Raw genomic sequence first — 17,865 nt, forward strand, 5'->3', positions numbered from 1 at the left:
CATGACCCGAAAAGGGCCGCGCCAAGGCGTCAGGTGCCTGTCATGTCGGATCGTCCGGGATCAGAAGGCCGCGCCTTGGGGCGTTGGGCGTTCCGATGCTGTTCCTTTAGCCCTGTCGCGAACCAATCAGGTCGGCATACCAGATGGTACGGGTATCGGCGGTATGGGTATTGGCCATGTCGATCCCTTTCTGGTCAGGTTGCGGAACAGAAACTGCATAGGCGTGGGCCGCGATTCGCGACAACCCGGCCCACGAAATTGTGAGCCGGACTGTGGTATTCTGGCAACAGTCGGGGCGGGCTAGTGTTCCGAGGCGCCGCCCGCCGCGTCGCGTTGTGCCACCAGCCGGGCCATGATCCCCTGTCGCGTGACCCGTCCGCCGCCGTGCAGGGGCAGCGCGTCGGCACCGCTTTCGGTCATCATGCGCATCACTTCGCGCACCGGGGTTTCGCGGTCGATGGGGGTGCCCGGGGCGCTTTCGGCCTCGGCCATGTCCTCGGCGGTCAGGACGCCCAGCGGGTTCATATGGGCCACGAAATCGGCGACATAGGCATCGACCGGATTGGCGATGATTTCGCGGGCGGTGCCGACCTGAACGATACGGCCCCCCTCCATCAAGGCGATCCGGTTGCCGATGCGAAAGGCCTCGTCGAGGTCGTGGCTGACAAAGATGATGGTGCGCTGCGCCTGTTTTTGCAGCTCGAGCAGTTCGTCCTGAAGGCGGTTGCGGATCAGCGGATCCAGCGCCGAAAAGGGCTCGTCCATCAACAGGATCGGCGCCTCGGTCGCAAACGCCCGGGCAAGGCCCACGCGCTGCTGCATGCCGCCCGAAAGGTCGCCCACCCTGCGGTCGGCCCATTCGGTCAGGCCGACGGTTGCCAGCTGCGCCTCGACGCGGGCGCGCCGCTCGGCCACGGGCAGGCCCGCAAGTTCCAGCCCAAGCCCGACATTTTCGCGCACCGAGCGCCATGGCAAAAGGCCGAATTGCTGAAACACCATCGCCACACGCTCGCGCCGCAGGCGGCGCAGCTCCGCGCGCCCGGCATTGGTGACCGAGGTCATGCGATCCCCGTCCCAGATCCGCACCTCGCCCCGGCAGACGGCGTTGAGGCCGTTCACCGACCGCAAAAGCGTCGACTTGCCCGAGCCGGAAAGCCCCATCAGCACCAGAATCTCGCCCTCGCGGACGGTCAGCGAACAGTTGTGAACGCCAAGCACCTGTCCGGTTTCGGCCTTGATCGGACCCCGCGCCAGCCCCTGATCCATCAGCGGCAGGGCGGCGTCCGGGTCTTCGCCAAAGACGATGTTGACCTTGTCGAATTCAACGGCGTTGCGATCAGTCATCACGCCTCCTGACACGTAGCACGCGGTCGAGCATGATTGCCACGACCACGATGATGGACCCACTTTCGAACCCCAGCGCGGTATTGACGCTGCCCAGAGCCCGTACCACCGGCACCCCAAGGCCCGCGGCCCCGACCAGCGCCGCGATCACCACCATCGACAGCGACAGCATGATGGTTTGGTTCAGCCCGGCCATGATCTGTGGCATCGCGCTTGGCAGCTCGACCTTCCACAAAAGCTGGCGGGGGGTGGCGCCGAATGCGGTGCCGGCCTCGACCAGCGCCTGCGGGGTCGAGCTGATGCCCAGATGCGTCAGCCGGATCGGCGCCGGCAGCACAAAGATCACCGTGGCGATCAGGCCGGGCACCATGCCGATCCCGAACAGCACGATTGCCGGGATCAGATAGACGAATGTCGGCAGCGTCTGCATCAGATCCAGCACCGGCCGCATCCATGCGTAAAGCCGGGGCCGGTGGGCGGCGGCGATGCCGATCGGCACGCCGATCGCCATGCAGACCACGCAAGCCGACAGCACCAGCGTCAGCGATTGCATGGTTTCCTTCCAATAGCCCTGATTGAGGATGAACAGAAACCCCAGCCCCACCAGCAGGCAGGTCCGCCAGCTGCGCTGCAACACCCAGGCCAGCGCCACCGCCAGCGCGGTGAAAATCAGCGGATGAGGCAATTCCAGGATATGCAGGATCGAGTTGATCAGGGCGTTCATCAATGCCGAAATCGCGTTGAACAGTCCTGCGGCATGGGTGGTCAGCCAGTCGAATATGGCTTTGGCGGTCTTGCCGACGGGGATCTTTGTCCCGGTCAATAACTCGGTCAGTTGCTCCATACGTCCTTCGCATGCGTTCTGGCGGGGTCGGTGGACCCGGCGGGTTCGAGGGCGGGATCGTGGTCGTCAGTCATCGAGTGTGGCGGCGATCAGGCTGGCCGCGGGTTTCGGGGGCTTTCCGTGCGGCAAGGGCCATGGCCCGGAAAGATGTGAAATCGGCATGGTCCACGCCCGATATGGGCGTTGCGGTATCAATGATTTGGATCGGGCGCGGGGCGACCGCCCGGCGCGGCCGTTCCGCAGTGCCGGGCATCCTGCGCATGGCGCCCGGGCCGGTCTGCGCGGGGATGGTGACGGGGGCGGCATGTGCCGTCCCCGCCATGCGCGCCCGCATGGGCGCGGCCTTTTGCAGATGGCCTGCGATCATTGATCCAGCGCCGCGCTCAGCGCGGCTGCGGCATCGCCGCCATCGACGGTAACGACGCCCGCGAGCCAGGGCTTGGCCGCGTCGGGATTGGCGGTCAGCCATTTCTTGGCCGCGTCCATCGGCTGGTCGCCATCGTTCAGGATCAGACCCATCACCTCGTTTTCCATCGGCAGGGAGAATTCCAGGTTTTGCAGGAACTTGCCGACATTCGGACAGGCCGCGACATAGCCCTGGCGGACATTGGTGTCGACATGCGCACCGCCCAGATCTGGGCCGAAAATCTCGTCCCCGCCGGCCAGATAGGTCAGCTGGAACTGGGTGTTCATGGGATGGGGTTCCCAGCCCAGAAACACCACCGGCTTGCCGGCGGCGTCGGCGCGGGCGACCTGGGCCAGCATGCCCTGTTCGCTGCTTTCGACGATCTCGAAGGTGCCGAGGTCGAATTTGTTGTCGGCCACCATTTCCAGAAGCAGGCGGTTGCCGTCATTGCCCGGCTCGATCCCATAGATCTTGCCTTCCAGCGCGTCCTTTTGCGCGGCGATCTTGGCATAGTTGTCGATGCCCAGATCGGCGCCGGCCTTGTTGGTGGCCAGCGTGTATTTCGCCCCGGTCAGGTTGGTGCGCAACACCTCGACCGTGCCGGATTCGCGATAGGGTTTGATGTCGTTTTCCTGACTCGGCATCCAGTTGCCCAGAAACACGTCGACATCGTCCTGGGCCATGGCGGTATAGGTCACGGGCAGGGACAGGATCTTGGTTTCGGTCTGATAGCCAAGCGCCTGCAACACGGTCGAGGCCAGCGCGGTGGTGGCGCTGATATCGGTCCAGCCCACATCCGAGAAAACCACCTTGCGGCACTCGATCGGGTCGGGCGAGGGGGCCGGGGCTGCGTTCTGGGCGGCGTCCTGAGCCAAGGCGCCACCTGCGGAGGTCAGCGCGGCCATCAGCGCGGTCGCCAGAACGGCGGTGTATCGGGTTGTCATTGTATTCTCCCTGTCTACGCCCTTGGGCTTAACTCAATCTTTTGTTGATTGACGAGTCAATCAAAGGTCGGATACCCGCTTGGTTGCAGACCGCGACCGCGCGGAAAACGGCAAAACGGTGATTGTCATGCCGAAACTAGGTGCAGAACCTATCCGAAAGGCAGCATTAATCAACGCTGCGATCTCGACCGTGGGGCGGGCGGGGTCTCTGGACGTAACCGTGGCACAGATTGCGCGGGCCGCAGGCATGTCCTCGGCGCTGGCGCATCACTATTTCGGATCCAAGGAACGCATCTTTCTTGCGGCGATGCGCCATATCCTGACGCAATACGGGCAAACGGCCCGACAGGCGCTGCAAGGGGCCGATGCGCCCCGCGCCCGGCTTGAGGCCATCCTGCGCGCCAGTTTCGACAGAATGAACTTTCAGCACGAGACGATTGCGGCCTGGCTGAATTTTTATGCGCTGGCGCTGGTCGAGCCCGAGGCGGCGCGGCTTTTGCGCGTTTATCACCGCAGGCTGCGCTCGAATCTGATGGCGGCGCTGCGGCCGCTGGTCGGTGTGGCGGCGGATGATATCGCGCTGACGCTGGGGGCGCTGATCGACGGGGTCTATCTGCGCGCGGCGCTTTCGGACGATTTCAAACATGCCCGCGCCGAAAACCTGATCCTCGACTATCTCAACAAGGTACTGCCATGAGCCAATCCCCGACCCATTCCGCCCAGCCCGTGGCAAGCCTCTATATCGGGGGCGCTTTCGTCGAGGGGGCGGGGGCGGCGCTGCCGGTCCATTATCCCTATACCGGCGAGGTCATCGCCACCCTGCATGAGGCCAGCCCCGCACAGGTGGCAGAGGCGACGGCCGTGGCCGCGGCCGCGCAACCGGCATGGGCGGCGCTGCGCCCGGTGGAACGCGGTCGGGTGCTGATCCGTGCGGCCCATATCATTCGCGAGCGCGCCGAGGAACTGGCCCGGCTGGAGACGCTGGATACCGGCAAGCCGATTCAGGAAACCCGGGTTGCCGACTGGCCGTCGGGGGCGGATGCGCTGGAATATTTCGGCGGGCTGGCGCCCACGGTGACCGGTCAGACCATGCCGCTGGGCGGCGATTTCGTCTATACGATCCGCGAGGCGCTGGGGGTTTGTGCAGGGATCGGCGCCTGGAATTATCCCAGCCAGATCGCCTGCTGGAAGGCCGCGCCAGCTTTGGCCATGGGCAATGCCATGGTTTTCAAACCAAGTGAAGAAACGCCGCTAGGGGCATTGAAACTGGCAGAAATTCTGACTGAGGCCGGGTTGCCCGCCGGCATCTTCAACGTCGTGCAGGGGCGCGGCGCGGTGGGTGCGGCGCTGGTCACCGATCCGCGCGTGGCCAAGGTGTCGCTGACCGGATCGGTCGCGACCGGACAAAAGGTCTATGCGGCGGCGGCGGCGGGGATGCGCCATGTCACCATGGAGCTGGGCGGCAAGTCGCCGCTGATCGTTTTTGACGATGCCAGCCTTGAGGATGCGGTGGGCGCGGCGATGCTGGCGAACTTTTATTCCTCGGGGCAGATATGTTCCAACGGCACCCGGGTTTTCGTGCAGGAGGGGATCCTGCCCCGGTTCCTTGAGCGGCTGGCCGAACGGGTGGCGGCGGTGAAAATCGGCGACCCCATGGACGAGGCGACCCAGCACGGCCCCATCGTCAGCCCGGCGCAAGCCGCAAAGATCCGCGCCGCCATTGCAAGCGGTCAGGCCGAGGGCGCGCGGCTGGTCTGCGGGGGGCTGGGCGAGGGGGCGTTCGTGCCGCCAACCGTCTTTGCCGATGCGCGGGACGAAATGGCCATCGTGCGCGAGGAAATCTTTGGCCCGGTGATGTCGGTCCTGAGTTTTCGGACTGAGGATGAGGCGGTGGCGCGCGCCAATGCCACCGATTACGGGCTGGCGGCGGGGGTGTTCACCCGCGATCTGGCGCGCGGGCACCGGGTGGCGGCGGCATTGCAGGCCGGGACCACATGGATCAACGGCTATAACCTGACCCCGGTCGAGGCGCCCTTTGGCGGGGTCAAGCTGTCGGGGATCGGGCGCGAGAATTCGGCCGCCGCCATCGAGCATTATTCGCAGCTTAAATCCGTCTATGTCGGCATGGGGGGCGTCGATGCGCCTTACTGATCTGCGCGCTTGCGCCGGTGGCGCGGTGGGAATGGATATTTGGGTGAAGAAGAAACCCGTAACCGGTTGCGCAAGGGGGCGGGCATGACGCCGGATTATGTCATTATCGGGGCCGGATCGGCGGGATGCGCGCTGGCTTACCGGTTGGTCATGGCCGGCAAGCGGGTCGATCTGATCGAATATGGCGGCACGGATGCGGGGCCGTTCATCCAGATGCCGGCGGCGCTGAGCTATCCGATGAACATGCGCCGCTATGACTGGGGTTTTTCGTCCGAACCCGAACCGCATCTGGGTGGGCGCCAATTGGTCACGCCGCGCGGCAAGGTGGTCGGCGGATCAAGCTCGATCAATGGCATGGTCTTTGTCAGAGGTCATGCGAAAGACTTTGATTTCTGGGCGGAATCCGGGGCCGATGGTTGGGCCTATGCCGATGTGCTGCCCTATTTCAAGCGCATGGAGACCTCGCATGGGGCGGTCAGCGATTATCGCGGCACCGAGGGGCCGCTGCATGTGACGCGCGGGTCGCGCAAGAACCCGCTCTTTAACGCCTTTATCCGTGCCGGGCGCGAGGCCGGCTATCCCTTTACCGAGGATTACAACGGCGCCCGTCAGGAGGGGTTCGGCGCCATGGAGGCCACCATCTGGGAAGGGCGGCGCTGGTCCGCGGCCAATGCCTATCTGCGGCCGGCGCAGGAAACCGGGCGGCTGCGGCTGCGCCGTGGATTCGCGCGGCGGATCGTTTTCGAGAATGGCCGCGCCGTCGGTGTCGAGGTCAGAAATTCGCGTGGGATCAATGTGTTTCGCGCCGGTGTTGAAGTCATCATCTCGACCAGCTCGATCAATACGCCCAAGCTTTTGATGCTGTCGGGGATCGGGCCGGCCGCGCATTTGCGCGACCATGGGATCGAGGTCCGCGCCGACCGGCCGGGTGTGGGCGGGAATTTGCAGGACCATCTTGAGGTCTATATGCAATATACCGCCATCAAGCCGATCACGCTTTACAAGCATTGGAACCTGTGGGGCAAGGGCTCGATCGGGGCGCAATGGCTGGCCACGGGAACCGGGCTCGGGGCCTCGAACCAGTTCGAAAGCTGTGGCTTCATCCGTTCGGCGGCCGGGGTGGAATATCCCGATATCCAGTATCATTTCCTGCCGCTGGCGGTGCGCTATGACGGCAAGGCCGCGGCCGAGGGGCATGGATTTCAGGTCCATGTCGGGCCGATGCGGTCGAAATCGCGGGGCACGGTGCGGCTGAAATCCGCAGAGCCAGAGGCGGCGCCCGAGATCCGTTTCAACTATATGTCCCATCCCGACGATTGGGCCGAATTCCGCGCCTGTGTCCGGTTGACGCGCGAGATTTTCGAACAGCCCGCATTCGCCGAATATAAGGGCCATGAAATCCAGCCGGGCGAAGGCGTTGCCAGCGATTCCCAGATTGACGATTTCATCCGCGAGCATGCGGAATCGGCCTTTCACCCCTGTGGGACGGCGCGGATGGGGCGTGCCGATGACCCGCTTGCCGTGGTCGACCCCGAATTGCGGGTGATCGGGGTCGAGGGGCTGCGCGTCGCCGACAGTTCGGTCTTTCCGCGCGTGACCAATGGCAACCTGAACGCACCCTCGATCATGACGGGCGAAAAGGCTGCCGATCACATCCTGGGACAGGGGATGCTGGCGCCGTTGAACCTTGGCCCGGAAATGGCCACGGATTGGGAAAAACTACAGCGTTCCTCGTAGGATGCGTGCGCTAGTTCTTGCGATCCTTGAGCATGTCGGCCAGCCCGGAAAAGGGCTTTCGCCCCTGTTCGGCGGGGGTGTCGGTCTCGGGGCTGTCCAGCATCGCGCCCTCGGCGCGGGGATAAAGCGGCAGCGCCAGCGACAGTTCCTCGGCCATGATCGCCGCAAGGTCGATGAACTGGCCCAGCGGCTCAAGCTCGTCATCGGTCATTTCGACCTCGTCGCCTTCGGGCGTGGCGGCATGGGGCGAAAAGACACGCCGGAATTCGCTGTTCAGATCGGTGCTGACCGGGGCCAGCGTGATCACGCAGGGCTGCGTGACCCGGGCGGTCAGCCGCCCCTCGACCGTCCAGGCATCGCCGTCGACGGCGCGGATCCGGCCGGTAAAGGCAAGCTTTGGCAGGCCTTCGAGGCCAAGCTCGGCCGCCAGCGTCTCGCGCCCGGCGGCATCGGGCCGGATCGCGAATTCCGTGGGCTGGTGCGGGTTCAGATGCGCGACGCGCAACCGGGTCTGGGGGATTTCGGATCGGGTCATCGCGGGCCTTTCGCGGGCAAATTCGCCCTTTGTCTGGATATTCTTGAGCGCGGTGCGTGAGTTTGCTAAGCCAGTCGCGCGGCGTCAACAGGCGCGATGAGGGACATAGTGACGATGAAGATTTCCCGCCGGCAGATCATGGCCCTTGCCCTGAGCGTGCCTCTGGCCTTGTCCGCCTGTACGGCGACCTATCGCAATCACGGCTATCTGCCCCCCGAAGAGGATCTGGCGCAGGTCGTTGCCGGCCAGACCACGCAGGACGAGCTTGAGGGGCTGATCGGCCGTCCCTCGGCGCAGGGCCTGCTGACCGGCGCGGCCTGGTATTACGTCGGCTCGCGCTGGCGTTTCTATGGCCCGCGCGAACCGCAAGAGGTCGAACGCCAGGTGCTGGCCATCAGCTTTGACGAGGCCGGCAAGGTCGCCAATATCGAACGCTTCGGGATGGAGCGGGGGCGTGTGGTGGTGCTGTCGCGCCGCCTGACCGATACCGGGGTCGCCAGTCTGGGCCTGATCCGGCAGCTGATGGGCAATGTCGGACGCGTGCAGGCCGGGGACGTGCTCGCCAACTGATCCGCACCCGCGATCCGAAAAGCCCGCCCGCCGGGACCAGCCGGCGGGGTCGTCGGCGGATCCGGCGGCGGCGACAAAGCGCAGCGCGACCCCGTTGATGCAATAGCGCAATCCGGTCGGCGGCGGCCCGTCTGGAAAGACATGGCCCGGATGCGCGTCGCAGCCATGACAGCGCGGTTCCGTGCGGATCATGCGGTGGCTGGTGTCGCGATATTCGTCGATCCTGCCGCCGGGGCGCGAAAAGCTGGGCCAGCCGCAATGGCTTTCGAATTCGGCGTTGCCGTCAAACAGCCGTGCCCCGCAACAGATACATGCATAATGGCCCGGCCCCTCGGGAAAGCCGGGATGTGAAAAGGGCCGTTCGGTGCCTGCCTGACGGGTGACGCGAAAGGTTTCGGGGGCAAGCCTGGCCCGCCACTCGGCATCGGTCATGGTGATCCGATCCGGTATCTTCTGCCTTTTCTCTTGTTGCGGTGTTGTTACAAGATGGGGGCAGATAGGGTGTGAACAAGTCGGATCGATCGGTTGCGGTCGCCGAAAGGGTATCAGGGGTCTTCGATGGCCTTGGCCAAGGGACGTTACGAAATCGGCATGGCCCAGGATGCCGGGCATGTCCGCGAGGCGCAGCGCCTGCGCTGGCTGTGTTTCGTGGGCGCGCGACGGGGGGAAAGCGATCCCGAATCGCTGGACGCCGACGATTACGATCAGCGCTGCCGGCATGTGCTGATTCGCGAAACCGCCTCGGGCCGGTTGGTGGCCTGTTTCCGCATGCTGACCCTGTCGGGCGGGGCCGAGATCGGCGAAAGCTATTCGGCGCGCTATTACAACCTGTCACGTCTGCGCGAGTTCGACGGCAAGATGGCCGAGATCGGGCGCTTTTGCATCCATCCCGAATGGCGCGACCCCGATATCCTGCGGCTGGCCTGGGGCGAGCTGTCGCGCCATGTCGAGCGCGAGGGGATCGAGATGCTGTTTGGCTGTTCAAGTTTCATGGGTACCGACACCCATGGCTATGAGGACACCTTTGCCATGCTGCGCGAGCGCCACCTTGCCCCCAAGCGCTGGCTGCCGCGGGTCAAGGCGCCGCGCGTCTTTCGCTTTGCCCGCGCGCTGCGGCTGCGCAAGCCCGATCCGCGCGCGGCCATGGCGGCGATGCCGCCCTTGCTGCGATCCTATCTGGCGATGGGGGGCTGGGTCAGCGACCATGCGGTGGTCGACGATCATCTGGACACGCTGCATGTCTTTACCGGGCTGGAGATCCGCGCCATCCCGCCCGCGCGGGCGCGGCTCTTGCGGGCGGCGGGGGCGTAAGCCGCCTTTGCATCCGGCACGCAAAGCGCCTATGTGCCGGGCCATGAGCGACAGATTCGATTTCTCCGTCTCGGCCACCGATGGCCGCGCCCGCACCGGCACGATCCGCACGCCGCGCGGCGATATCCGCACGCCGGCCTTCATGCCCGTGGGCACCGCCGCCACGGTCAAGGCGATGCTGCCCGAATCGGTCCGCGCCACCGGCGCCGACATCCTGTTGGGCAATACCTATCACCTGATGCTGCGTCCCGGCGCGGAACGCATTGCGCGGCTCGGGGGCCTGCACCGTTTCATGAACTGGGAACGCCCGATTCTGACCGATTCCGGCGGCTTTCAGGTGATGAGCCTGGCCGGTCTGCGCAAGCTGACCGAAGAGGGCGTGACCTTTTCCAGCCATGTCGACGGCAGCAAGCACATGCTTTCCCCCGAAACCAGCATGGAGATTCAGCGCCTTCTGGGCAGCGACATCGTCATGGCCTTTGACGAATGCCCGGCCTTGCCCGCGACGGTGGACGAGGTGGCGAAATCCATGCGCATGTCGATGCGTTGGGCACAGCGGTCGCGCGACGCATTCGGCGACCGCCCCGGTCACGCGCTGTTCGGCATCATGCAGGGCGGCGTCACCCGCGAATTGCGCGAGGAATCGGCCGAGGCGCTGAAGGCGATCGGCTTTGAAGGCTATGCCATCGGCGGTCTTGCCGTGGGCGAGGGGCAAGAGGCGATGTTCGGCGTTCTGGACTATGCGCCCGGCTTCCTGCCCGAGGACAAGCCGCGCTATCTGATGGGGGTGGGCAAGCCCGACGATATCGTCGGCGCCGTCCAGCGCGGCGTCGACATGATGGATTGCGTGCTGCCCTCGCGCTCGGGGCGGACGGGACAGGCCTGGACCCGGCGCGGTCAGGTCAATATCAAGAACGCCCGCCATGCTGACGACCCGCGCCCGCTGGACGCGGAATGCACATGCCCCGCCTGCACTGGCTATTCGCGGGCCTATCTGCATCATGTGTTTCGGGCCGGGGAAATGATTTCGGGCATGCTGCTGACCTGGCACAACCTGCATTATTTCCAGGAATTGATGGCGGGGATGCGCGATGCCATTGCCGCGGGCCGGCTGGATGGGTTCGTCGCCGATTTTCATGCGCGCCGGGCCGGGGGCGATATCGCGCCGCTATAGGACCCGGGTCGGACGGGCACGGATCCGCGGGCGTGGCCCCGCGCGCGCCTTTGGGCAGGAATGCGCGGCAATGCGGGCACAGGGTTCGGGACAAGCTGTGCCGATGACACGAGAATGTCTTGAATTTCCGCCTGCCTTCGCTAAGCCCGAAACAGAATCGATGGCGGACAACCCGCCCCCTTGAAAGACCGAAATGCCCGCCGACGCCCCACAAAGCCGCAAGTCCGATATCCGTACCATCACCACGACAGCCGAACTGGCCGAGTTCTGCGAATTGGCGAAGGCGCAGCCCTATGTGACGCTGGACACCGAATTCCTGCGTGAACGGACCTATTATTCAAAGCTTTGCCTGATTCAGGCCGCATTGCCGCCGGCTTCGGGACCGAAATCGGCGGGGGGGCCTGCGGTGCTGATCGACCCGCTGGTCGCCGGACTGTCGCTTGAGCCGCTTTACGACCTCTTTCGCCACAAGGCGACGGTCAAGGTGTTCCACGCCGCGCGTCAGGATCTTGAGATCTTTTTCCACGATGCCGGGGTTCTGCCCGACCCGCTTTTCGATACCCAGATCGCTGCCATGGTCTGCGGCTTTGGCGAACAGGTCGGCTATGAAACGCTGGTGAAAAAGATCGCGCGCCAGCCGCTGGACAAATCCTCGCGCTTTACCGACTGGTCGCACCGGCCGCTGTCCGAGGCACAGGCCGCCTATGCGCTGGCCGATGTGACCCATCTGCGCGCGATCTATGAATTTCTGGCCGAGCAGCTGGAAAAAAGCGGCCGCGCGCCCTGGCTTGCCGAAGAGGCGGCGGTGCTTTTGACCCCCGAAACCTATGTCACGCTGCCCGAAGAGGCGTGGCTGCGGATCCGCACCCGTTCGGGGTCGCCCCGGTTTCTGGCCGTGGTGCGCGAACTCGCCCGTTTTCGCGAAGCCTATGCCCAGGAACGCGACGTGCCGCGCGCCCGCATCTTCAAGGATGACGCGCTGATCGAGCTGGCCTCGACCAAGCCCTTGACCGAGGCTGATCTGGGCAAGTCCCGCCTGCTTTTGCGCGATGCGCGGCGCGGTGACATCGCGGCCGGCATTCTGGCGGCGGTCAAGGCCGGGGTCGAGACCCGCGACCTGCCCAAGCCCGCCCCCGAGGAACCGGGCCGGCCCGGCAATGCGGCGTTGTCGGAATTGCTGCGGGTGCTGCTCAAGGCCAAGTCGGACGAGGCGGGCGTCGCGCCGCGCCTGATCGCCTCGGCGGCCGATCTGGATGCGATCGCCTCGGGCGGGCGCGACCTGCCGGCGCTGCATGGCTGGCGGGCCGAGGTTTTTGGCGATGACGCGCTGCGCCTTGCCGATGGCCGGATCGCGCTTTCGGCGCAGGGCGGCGCCGTCCGCGTGGTCGAGGTGCCCTGACACCCCAAAGCCGCCGGCCCGGGATCCGGGCGGTGGCGGGGCGGGCACAGATTCGAGTTTTCGCCCGGAAAGGTGTACCAGAATGTATATTCCGCCCCATTTTCAGGAAGTCGACACCGATGAGATCGCGGCGATCATCGCGGCCGCGCCATTGGCCTGCATCGTGGCCCAAACCACCGAGGGGCTGATCGCCAATCATATCCCGCTGTTCAGCGCGCCCGATGGCGGGCTGATCGGGCATGTCGCGCTGGCCAATGACATGCATCGGCTGATTGCCGACGGGCAAGAGGTGCTGGCCATCTTTCGCGGCGAAGACGGCTTTGTCTCGCCGAATTTCTATCCGTCGAAAGCCGAACATCACCGCCATGTCCCGACCTGGAATTATCAGGTCGTGCATGCGCGCGGGACGATCCGCTTTCAACATGACGATCACGCCAAGCGCGCGGCGGTGGGGTTGCTGACCCGCATCCATGAACGCCGGGTGAATGGCGATCAGGCATGGCGCATGGCCGATGCGCCGGCCGATTACATGGGACAGATGCTGGGCGCGATTGTCGCATTCCGCATCACCGTGACCGAATGGCTGGCGAAATCCAAGCTGAGCCAGAACCGCGATGCCCGCGACTATGCCGGGACGGTCGAGGGGCTTCACGCCTCGGGCCAGGACGCGCTGGCGCAGCGCATGGAGATGCGGCGGCCCAAGGCGGCCGAAGCGGACTAGGCGCCCGGCTTGCCCCGCGCGGCCTTTTCCGCGATCCCGGACCGGCCCTCGCGCCGGTCCAGCTCTGCCTCGACATCGGCCAGCGTCAGGTCGCGCGCGGCCAGCATCACCAGCAGGTGATAAAGCGTATCCGCCGCCTCGCTGACCAGCTTTTCGCGGTCGCCCTTGACCGCCTCGATGATCGCCTCGACGGCCTCTTCGCCGAATTTCTCGGCGCATTTCTCGGGGCCTTTGGACAAAAGCTTCGCGGTCCAGCTGGTTTCCGGATCCGCCCCCTTGCGCGCCGCGATGGTCGCGGCCAGCCGTTCCAGACCGCCCTTCATGTCAACCTCACCGGGATGCCGGCGGCGGCCATATGCGCCTTGGCCTCGCCGATCGAAAAGGTGCCGAAATGAAAGATCGAGGCCGCCAGCACCGCCGAGGCATGGCCTTCGATCACGCCCTCGGCCAGATGTTCCAGCGCGCCGACCCCGCCCGAGGCTATGACCGGAATGTTGACCGCATCGGCGACCGCGCGGGTCAGCGGCAGGTTGAAACCCGATTTCGTGCCGTCGCGATCCATGCTGGTCAAAAGGATCTCGCCCGCGCCCTTGGCGGCGACGGTGCGGGCGAATTCGACCGCGTCGATGCCGGTGGGCTTGCGGCCGCCATGGGTGAAGATTTCCCATTTTCCCGGCGCAACGGTCTTGGCGTCGATGGCGCAGACGATGCACTGGCTGCCGAAACGGTCGGCGGCCTCGGCGATGACGTCGGGGTTGACCACGGCGGCGGAATTGAAGCTGACCTTGTCCGCGCCCGCCAGCAACAGCGCGCGCACGTCATGGTGGCTGCGCACGCCCCCCCCCACGGTCAGCGGCACGAAACAGGCCTCGGCGGTGCGGGTGACCAGATCGAACATCGTGCCACGGTTTTCATGCGTGGCATGGATGTCGAGAAAACAGATCTCGTCGGCGCCGGCGGCGTCATAGGCGCGCGCGGCCTCGACCGGGTCGCCGGCATCGACCAGATCGACGAAATTCACGCCCTTGACCACGCGGCCATCGGCGACATCCAGGCAGGGAATGATGCGGGTCTTCAGCATGGCTGGCCTTATCGTGATTGGCTGTGATTTCTAATCGGATTTCGCGCCGGTTACCAGAGATGCAACTCATGGAGGAGAGACGATGAAAACGCTATCCCTTGCCATTGCCCTGTTGGGGTTCGCGGCCCTTCCGGCCCTTGCCGAACAGAATGATATCACCCGCCTGGAATCGAATGCCGATGTCACGGCGACGGCCGACCGGCTTGCCGCCGGGATCGAGGCTGCCGGCGCCAAGCTGATGGCGCGGATCGACCATGGCGCGGGTGCCAAGACGGTCGGCCGCGATATCGGTGCCTCGCAACTTCTGATCTTTGGCAATCCCAAGGGGGGCACGCCCGTGATGGAGCAGAACCGGCTGGCCGGGCTGATCCTGCCGCTGCATGTGCTGGTCTATGAGGATGATCAGGGCAAGACCTGGATCGCCTATGAAAACATCGACGAGCGGCTGGACGATCTCGACGGGATCGAGGCCGGCGATGACAGCGTGCAGCCGCTCAAGGGCGCGCTGGCCAAGCTGACCACCGCCGCCGCCGGGAATTAGGCCCGAACCGCTGGGGGCGCGGTCTCAGGCCAGCGCCCTCAGCGCCGCCCCCAGATCCAGCGCGCCGTCGTAAAGCGCGCGCCCCGAAATCGCCCCGGCGATGACCCCGGTGTCGCGCAGCGCAAGGATATCGGCCATCGAGCTGACCCCGCCCGAGGCGATCACCGGAATGTTGACCGCGCGCGCCAGCGCCTCGGTCGCGGCCACGTTCGGCCCCTGCATGGCGCCGTCACGCTCGATATCGGTATAGATGATCGCGGCCACGCCCGCGTCCTGGAACTGATGGGCCAGATCGACGGCCATCACATCGGTTTCCTCGGCCCAGCCACGGGTCGCGACGCGGCCCTTGCGGGCGTCGATGCCGACCGCGATCTTGCCGGGAAATGCCATCGCCGCCTCGCGCACCAAAGCCGGGTTTTCGACCGCCACCGTGCCCAGAATGACCCGCGCCAGACCACGTTCCAGCCAGGCCTCGATGGTGGCCATGTCGCGGATGCCGCCGCCCAGCTGCGCGGGCACATCGACCGCCGCCAGAATCGCCTCGACGGCGGCGCCATTGACGGGCTTTCCGGCAAATGCGCCATTCAGATCGACCAGATGCAGCCATTCGGCGCCGGCATCCTGAAACGCGCGGCTCTGTGCGGCGGGATCGCTGCCAAAGACCGTCGCCGCCTCCATGTCGCCGCGCAAAAGACGCACACAATTGCCGTCCTTGAGGTCGATGGCGGGGTAAAGGATCATCGCATCTCTCCTGATCGCGGGCGCGGATTGGCTTGCGCCCCCCTTTGCCACAGCCCGCCCCGATCCGAAAGGCCCCGATCCGAAAGCCCCGATCCCGGCCCACCCACGAAGCCCGACCACGAATCCCGACCACGAAGCCTGGGCGACCCCACGTCAGGCTTGATCGGCACGAAAACCTGCCCCCATCCTGAACGCGGATACATATCCCCTGGGGAGGGGGGAATCACCATGAAAGCACTGACCCTTGCCGCCATGCTGGCGCTCACAGCCACCGCATCCCATGCCGGGGGCATTTCCGGCATTTTCCAGACCCAGGCCAATGACGACGGCAATGTCGGCATGGTCGAATTCTATGATTGCGGCGGCAAATATTGCGGCCGGCTGGTCAAAAGCTTCGACAAGACCGGCAAGGAAATCAGCACGCCCAATACCGGCAAGAACATCGTCGCCGGCATGACCGATGACGGCAATGGCAGCTTTTCGGGCGGAACGATCTGGGATCCCGGCGCCGACAAGACCTATAAATCCAAGATGTCGCTCGACGGCAAGACGCTCAGCGTCAAGGGATGCGTCGCAGTCTTCTGCAAAACCCAGAAATGGACCCGGGTGAAATAACGCCCGGGCTTTCGGGTGCCACCGCCGGCACCCCTATATCCGGCCCATTCTTTCATGCCGAAATATCCTCGGGGGTCCGGGGGCAGACAGCCCCCGGTGCGGCCGCGCATCCCGGTCTGGCCGCGCCCTCAGGGTCGCCAGCGCAGGAAATTCGCGATCATCCGCAGGCCCACCGCCTGCGATTTTTCGGGATGGAACTGGATCCCGACGATATTGTCGCGCCCGACCACTGCCGTTACCGGCCCACCGTAATCGGCACTCGCCAAAAGATGCGCCGGATCGGCGACACTGAACTGCCAGCTATGCACGAAATAGGCGTGATCGCCGGTGGCAATCCCCTCAAGCACCGGATGCGGCCGCAACACCCTCAGGTCGTTCCAGCCCATATGCGGCACCTTCAGCCCCGGCGCCTCGATCGCGTCGATCTCGCCCCCGATCCAGCCCAGACCGGGCGTGTCGCGATATTCATGGCCCAGCTCGGCCAGCATCTGCATGCCGACACAGATGCCCATGAAGGGCACGGCGCGCCCCAGCACCGCATCGCGCAGCACCTCGACCATGCCCGGCACCGCATCCAGCGCCGCCCGACAGGCCGGGAATGCCCCATCCCCGGGCAACACGATCCGGTCGGCCGCCCGGACCAGATCGGGATCCGAGGTCACCACGACCTCGGCCCCCGTCTCGCGCCCCATGAGCGCGAAGGCCTTTTCCGCCGAATGCAGGTTGCCGCTGTCGTAATCGACCAGCGCCACCCGCATCACAGCGCCCCCTTGGTCGAGGGCAGAACCCCCGCCATGCGCGGATCGGGCTCGACCGCCTCGCGCAGCGCGCGGGCCACGGCCTTGAAGGCGGCTTCGGCGATGTGATGCGAATTCAGCCCGTGGATGCGATCCACATGCAGGGTGATCCCGCCATGCGTCGCCAGCGCCTGAAAGAACTCGCGCACAAGCTCGGTGTCGAACGTGCCGATCCTGGGCGTCGGGAACTCGACATTCCAGACCAGATAGGGCCGCGCCGACAGATCCAGCGCCGCGCGGATCAGCGCGTCGTCCATGGCAAGGTGAAAACTGCCATAGCGCCGGATGCCCTTTTTGTCGCCAAGCGCCGCGACCAGCGCCTGACCGATGGCGATGCCGGTATCCTCGACGGTGTGGTGGTCGTCGATATGCAGGTCGCCCTTGGCGCGCACGGTCATGTCGATCAATGAATGGCGCGACAGCTGGTCCAGCATGTGGTCGAAAAAGCCGACGCCGGTCTGGTTGTCGTATCGGCCGGTCCCGTCGAGGTTCAGCTCGACCTCGATCCGGGTCTCGGCCGTCTCGCGGGTGATCTTTGCGCGGCGCATCTGGCGTCTCTCCTCATGCAGGCTCGCAGCCTTATAGGCGTCAGACCTTAGGCTGAAAAGCCGGTGCAGGGGTGGGAATTCAACGAATATCACGTTAGGTTCGACACCTTCGCGGCCGCGCGCCGCGTGAAAACGACGGAGACCAACAACCAGAAAGGAGCGTGCATGAGCGATCCAACCCAAGGCGGCGCCACCCGCGCGGCCGACAGGAAAGACGCGCCTTCGGTGCATGACATTGACCAGAACCAGACGGCTGAGGCCATCCCCGCGCCCGAGGGACCGACCGCCGTCATAGAAACCCCCTATGAACCGTAATCGCCCAAAGCGCCGCCGAACGCCGCCAGATCCGCCGCTTTCGCGACGGGCTGATCGCCGAGCATCTGGGCCTTGACCCCGCCCATGTCGG

General features: G+C 65.3%; 20 protein-coding genes and 1 pseudogene. 11 read left to right on the forward strand and 10 right to left on the reverse strand.

Annotated features, from left to right (window positions below; translation table 11 throughout):
- Nucleotides 1-300: 300 nt before the first annotated feature.
- The 3 genes from choV to choX all read right to left on the reverse strand — a co-directional run bounded on the left by choV (nucleotide 301) and on the right by choX (nucleotide 3,538).
- Entirely contained in the window at nucleotides 301-1,344 is a 1,044-nt protein-coding gene (gene choV, locus ACFOMH_RS13295) for a choline ABC transporter ATP-binding protein (protein ID WP_377745003.1), read from the reverse strand.
- Nucleotides 1,337-2,188 carry a choline ABC transporter permease subunit gene (gene choW / locus ACFOMH_RS13300; protein ID WP_374424456.1) on the reverse strand — a complete coding sequence of 284 codons (852 nt, stop codon included), beginning with the start codon at nucleotides 2,186-2,188 and terminating at the stop codon, nucleotides 1,337-1,339. Before choW ends, choV begins: the two co-directional genes overlap by 8 nt.
- 363 nt (nucleotides 2,189-2,551) lie before the next feature.
- On the reverse strand, nucleotides 2,552-3,538 hold the full coding sequence (gene choX / locus ACFOMH_RS13305) for a choline ABC transporter substrate-binding protein (RefSeq protein WP_377745004.1): 987 nt from the start codon (nucleotides 3,536-3,538) through the stop codon (nucleotides 2,552-2,554).
- Between the two features lie 127 nt (nucleotides 3,539-3,665).
- Between choX and betI the strand changes: the two genes are divergently transcribed.
- From betI to betA, 3 genes are all read left to right on the forward strand, one after another.
- Nucleotides 3,666-4,235: a choline-binding transcriptional repressor BetI gene (gene betI, locus ACFOMH_RS13310; RefSeq protein ID WP_374424451.1), complete on the forward strand. Its 570-nt coding sequence runs from the start codon at nucleotides 3,666-3,668 to the stop codon at nucleotides 4,233-4,235.
- Complete coding sequence (gene betB, locus ACFOMH_RS13315) at nucleotides 4,232-5,689, forward strand: betaine-aldehyde dehydrogenase (protein WP_377745005.1); 1,458 nt, start codon at nucleotides 4,232-4,234, stop codon at nucleotides 5,687-5,689. Before betI ends, betB begins: the two co-directional genes overlap by 4 nt.
- Nucleotides 5,690-5,773: 84 nt before the next feature.
- Nucleotides 5,774-7,426: a choline dehydrogenase gene (gene betA / locus ACFOMH_RS13320; protein ID WP_377745006.1), complete on the forward strand. Its 1,653-nt coding sequence runs from the start codon at nucleotides 5,774-5,776 to the stop codon at nucleotides 7,424-7,426.
- 10 nt (nucleotides 7,427-7,436) lie between these two features.
- Here the strand turns inward: betA and ACFOMH_RS13325 are convergent, their stop codons facing one another.
- On the reverse strand, nucleotides 7,437-7,961 hold the full coding sequence (locus tag ACFOMH_RS13325; RefSeq protein WP_374424446.1) for a YceD family protein: 525 nt from the start codon (nucleotides 7,959-7,961) through the stop codon (nucleotides 7,437-7,439).
- 114 nt (nucleotides 7,962-8,075) lie between these two features.
- Between ACFOMH_RS13325 and ACFOMH_RS13330 the strand changes: the two genes are divergently transcribed.
- A complete protein-coding gene (locus tag ACFOMH_RS13330) occupies nucleotides 8,076-8,531 on the forward strand; it encodes an outer membrane protein assembly factor BamE (protein WP_374424444.1) in 456 nt (151 codons plus the stop codon).
- Nucleotides 8,532-8,606: 75 nt separating this feature from the next.
- Here the strand turns inward: ACFOMH_RS13330 and msrB are convergent.
- Nucleotides 8,607-9,143: pseudogene (gene msrB / locus ACFOMH_RS13335) on the reverse strand (peptide-methionine (R)-S-oxide reductase MsrB); the annotation flags it as partial.
- Between msrB and ACFOMH_RS13340 the strand changes: the two are divergent.
- The 4 genes from ACFOMH_RS13340 to ACFOMH_RS13355 all read left to right on the forward strand — a co-directional run bounded on the left by ACFOMH_RS13340 (nucleotide 9,090) and on the right by ACFOMH_RS13355 (nucleotide 13,136).
- Nucleotides 9,090-9,842: a GNAT family N-acetyltransferase gene (locus tag ACFOMH_RS13340; protein WP_374424440.1), complete on the forward strand. Its 753-nt coding sequence runs from the start codon at nucleotides 9,090-9,092 to the stop codon at nucleotides 9,840-9,842. The pseudogene msrB and the gene ACFOMH_RS13340 sit on opposite strands and share 54 nt — an antisense overlap.
- 43 nt (nucleotides 9,843-9,885) lie before the next feature.
- Nucleotides 9,886-11,016 carry a tRNA guanosine(34) transglycosylase Tgt gene (tgt, locus tag ACFOMH_RS13345; protein WP_377745009.1) on the forward strand — a complete coding sequence of 377 codons (1,131 nt, stop codon included), beginning with the start codon at nucleotides 9,886-9,888 and terminating at the stop codon, nucleotides 11,014-11,016.
- Between the two features lie 229 nt (nucleotides 11,017-11,245).
- A complete protein-coding gene (gene rnd / locus ACFOMH_RS13350; protein WP_374424509.1) occupies nucleotides 11,246-12,415 on the forward strand; it encodes a ribonuclease D in 1,170 nt (389 codons plus the stop codon).
- 82 nt (nucleotides 12,416-12,497) lie between these two features.
- Complete coding sequence (locus tag ACFOMH_RS13355) at nucleotides 12,498-13,136, forward strand: FMN-binding negative transcriptional regulator (RefSeq protein ID WP_377745011.1); 639 nt, start codon at nucleotides 12,498-12,500, stop codon at nucleotides 13,134-13,136.
- Here the strand turns inward: ACFOMH_RS13355 and ACFOMH_RS13360 are convergent.
- Together ACFOMH_RS13360 and hisF are read right to left on the reverse strand one after the other, a co-directional pair.
- Complete coding sequence (locus ACFOMH_RS13360; RefSeq protein ID WP_377745012.1) at nucleotides 13,133-13,459, reverse strand: phosphoribosyl-ATP diphosphatase; 327 nt, start codon at nucleotides 13,457-13,459, stop codon at nucleotides 13,133-13,135. The two genes, ACFOMH_RS13355 and ACFOMH_RS13360, sit on opposite strands and share 4 nt — an antisense overlap.
- Nucleotides 13,456-14,217 (reverse strand): imidazole glycerol phosphate synthase subunit HisF, encoded by a 762-nt coding sequence (gene hisF / locus ACFOMH_RS13365; RefSeq protein ID WP_377745013.1) that lies wholly within the window; start codon nucleotides 14,215-14,217, stop codon nucleotides 13,456-13,458. The genes ACFOMH_RS13360 and hisF overlap by 4 nt, the downstream gene beginning before the upstream one ends.
- 82 nt (nucleotides 14,218-14,299) lie before the next feature.
- Here hisF and ACFOMH_RS13370 point away from each other — a divergent pair, with 82 nt between their 5' ends.
- Complete coding sequence (locus tag ACFOMH_RS13370; protein WP_377745016.1) at nucleotides 14,300-14,758, forward strand: DUF302 domain-containing protein; 459 nt, start codon at nucleotides 14,300-14,302, stop codon at nucleotides 14,756-14,758.
- Between the two features lie 24 nt (nucleotides 14,759-14,782).
- On the opposite strand, the gene hisA is transcribed toward ACFOMH_RS13370, so the two are convergent.
- Nucleotides 14,783-15,499, reverse strand: coding sequence for a 1-(5-phosphoribosyl)-5-[(5-phosphoribosylamino)methylideneamino]imidazole-4-carboxamide isomerase (gene hisA, locus ACFOMH_RS13375; protein ID WP_377745018.1), 717 nt, complete (start codon nucleotides 15,497-15,499; stop codon nucleotides 14,783-14,785).
- A 228-nt stretch (nucleotides 15,500-15,727) separates the two neighbouring features.
- Between hisA and ACFOMH_RS13380 the strand changes: the two genes are divergently transcribed.
- Entirely contained in the window at nucleotides 15,728-16,114 is a 387-nt protein-coding gene (locus ACFOMH_RS13380; protein WP_377745020.1) for a DUF2147 domain-containing protein, read from the forward strand.
- Nucleotides 16,115-16,242: 128 nt separating this feature from the next.
- Here the strand turns inward: ACFOMH_RS13380 and hisH are convergent, their stop codons facing one another.
- Nucleotides 16,243-16,872 carry an imidazole glycerol phosphate synthase subunit HisH gene (gene hisH / locus ACFOMH_RS13385; protein WP_374424426.1) on the reverse strand — a complete coding sequence of 210 codons (630 nt, stop codon included), beginning with the start codon at nucleotides 16,870-16,872 and terminating at the stop codon, nucleotides 16,243-16,245.
- A complete protein-coding gene (hisB, locus tag ACFOMH_RS13390; RefSeq protein ID WP_374424425.1) occupies nucleotides 16,872-17,459 on the reverse strand; it encodes an imidazoleglycerol-phosphate dehydratase HisB in 588 nt (195 codons plus the stop codon). Before hisB ends, hisH begins: the two co-directional genes overlap by 1 nt.
- Before the next feature lie 165 nt (nucleotides 17,460-17,624).
- Between hisB and ACFOMH_RS13395 the strand changes: the two genes are divergently transcribed.
- The gene (locus ACFOMH_RS13395; RefSeq protein WP_377745022.1) at nucleotides 17,625-17,774 is read left to right on the forward strand and encodes a hypothetical protein; all 150 of its coding nucleotides are present in this window, start codon (nucleotides 17,625-17,627) and stop codon (nucleotides 17,772-17,774) included.
- Nucleotides 17,775-17,865 lie beyond the last annotated feature (91 nt).

The organism is Paracoccus mangrovi (assembly GCF_042648425.1).
Classification (GTDB): domain Bacteria; phylum Pseudomonadota; class Alphaproteobacteria; order Rhodobacterales; family Rhodobacteraceae; genus Paracoccus; species Paracoccus mangrovi.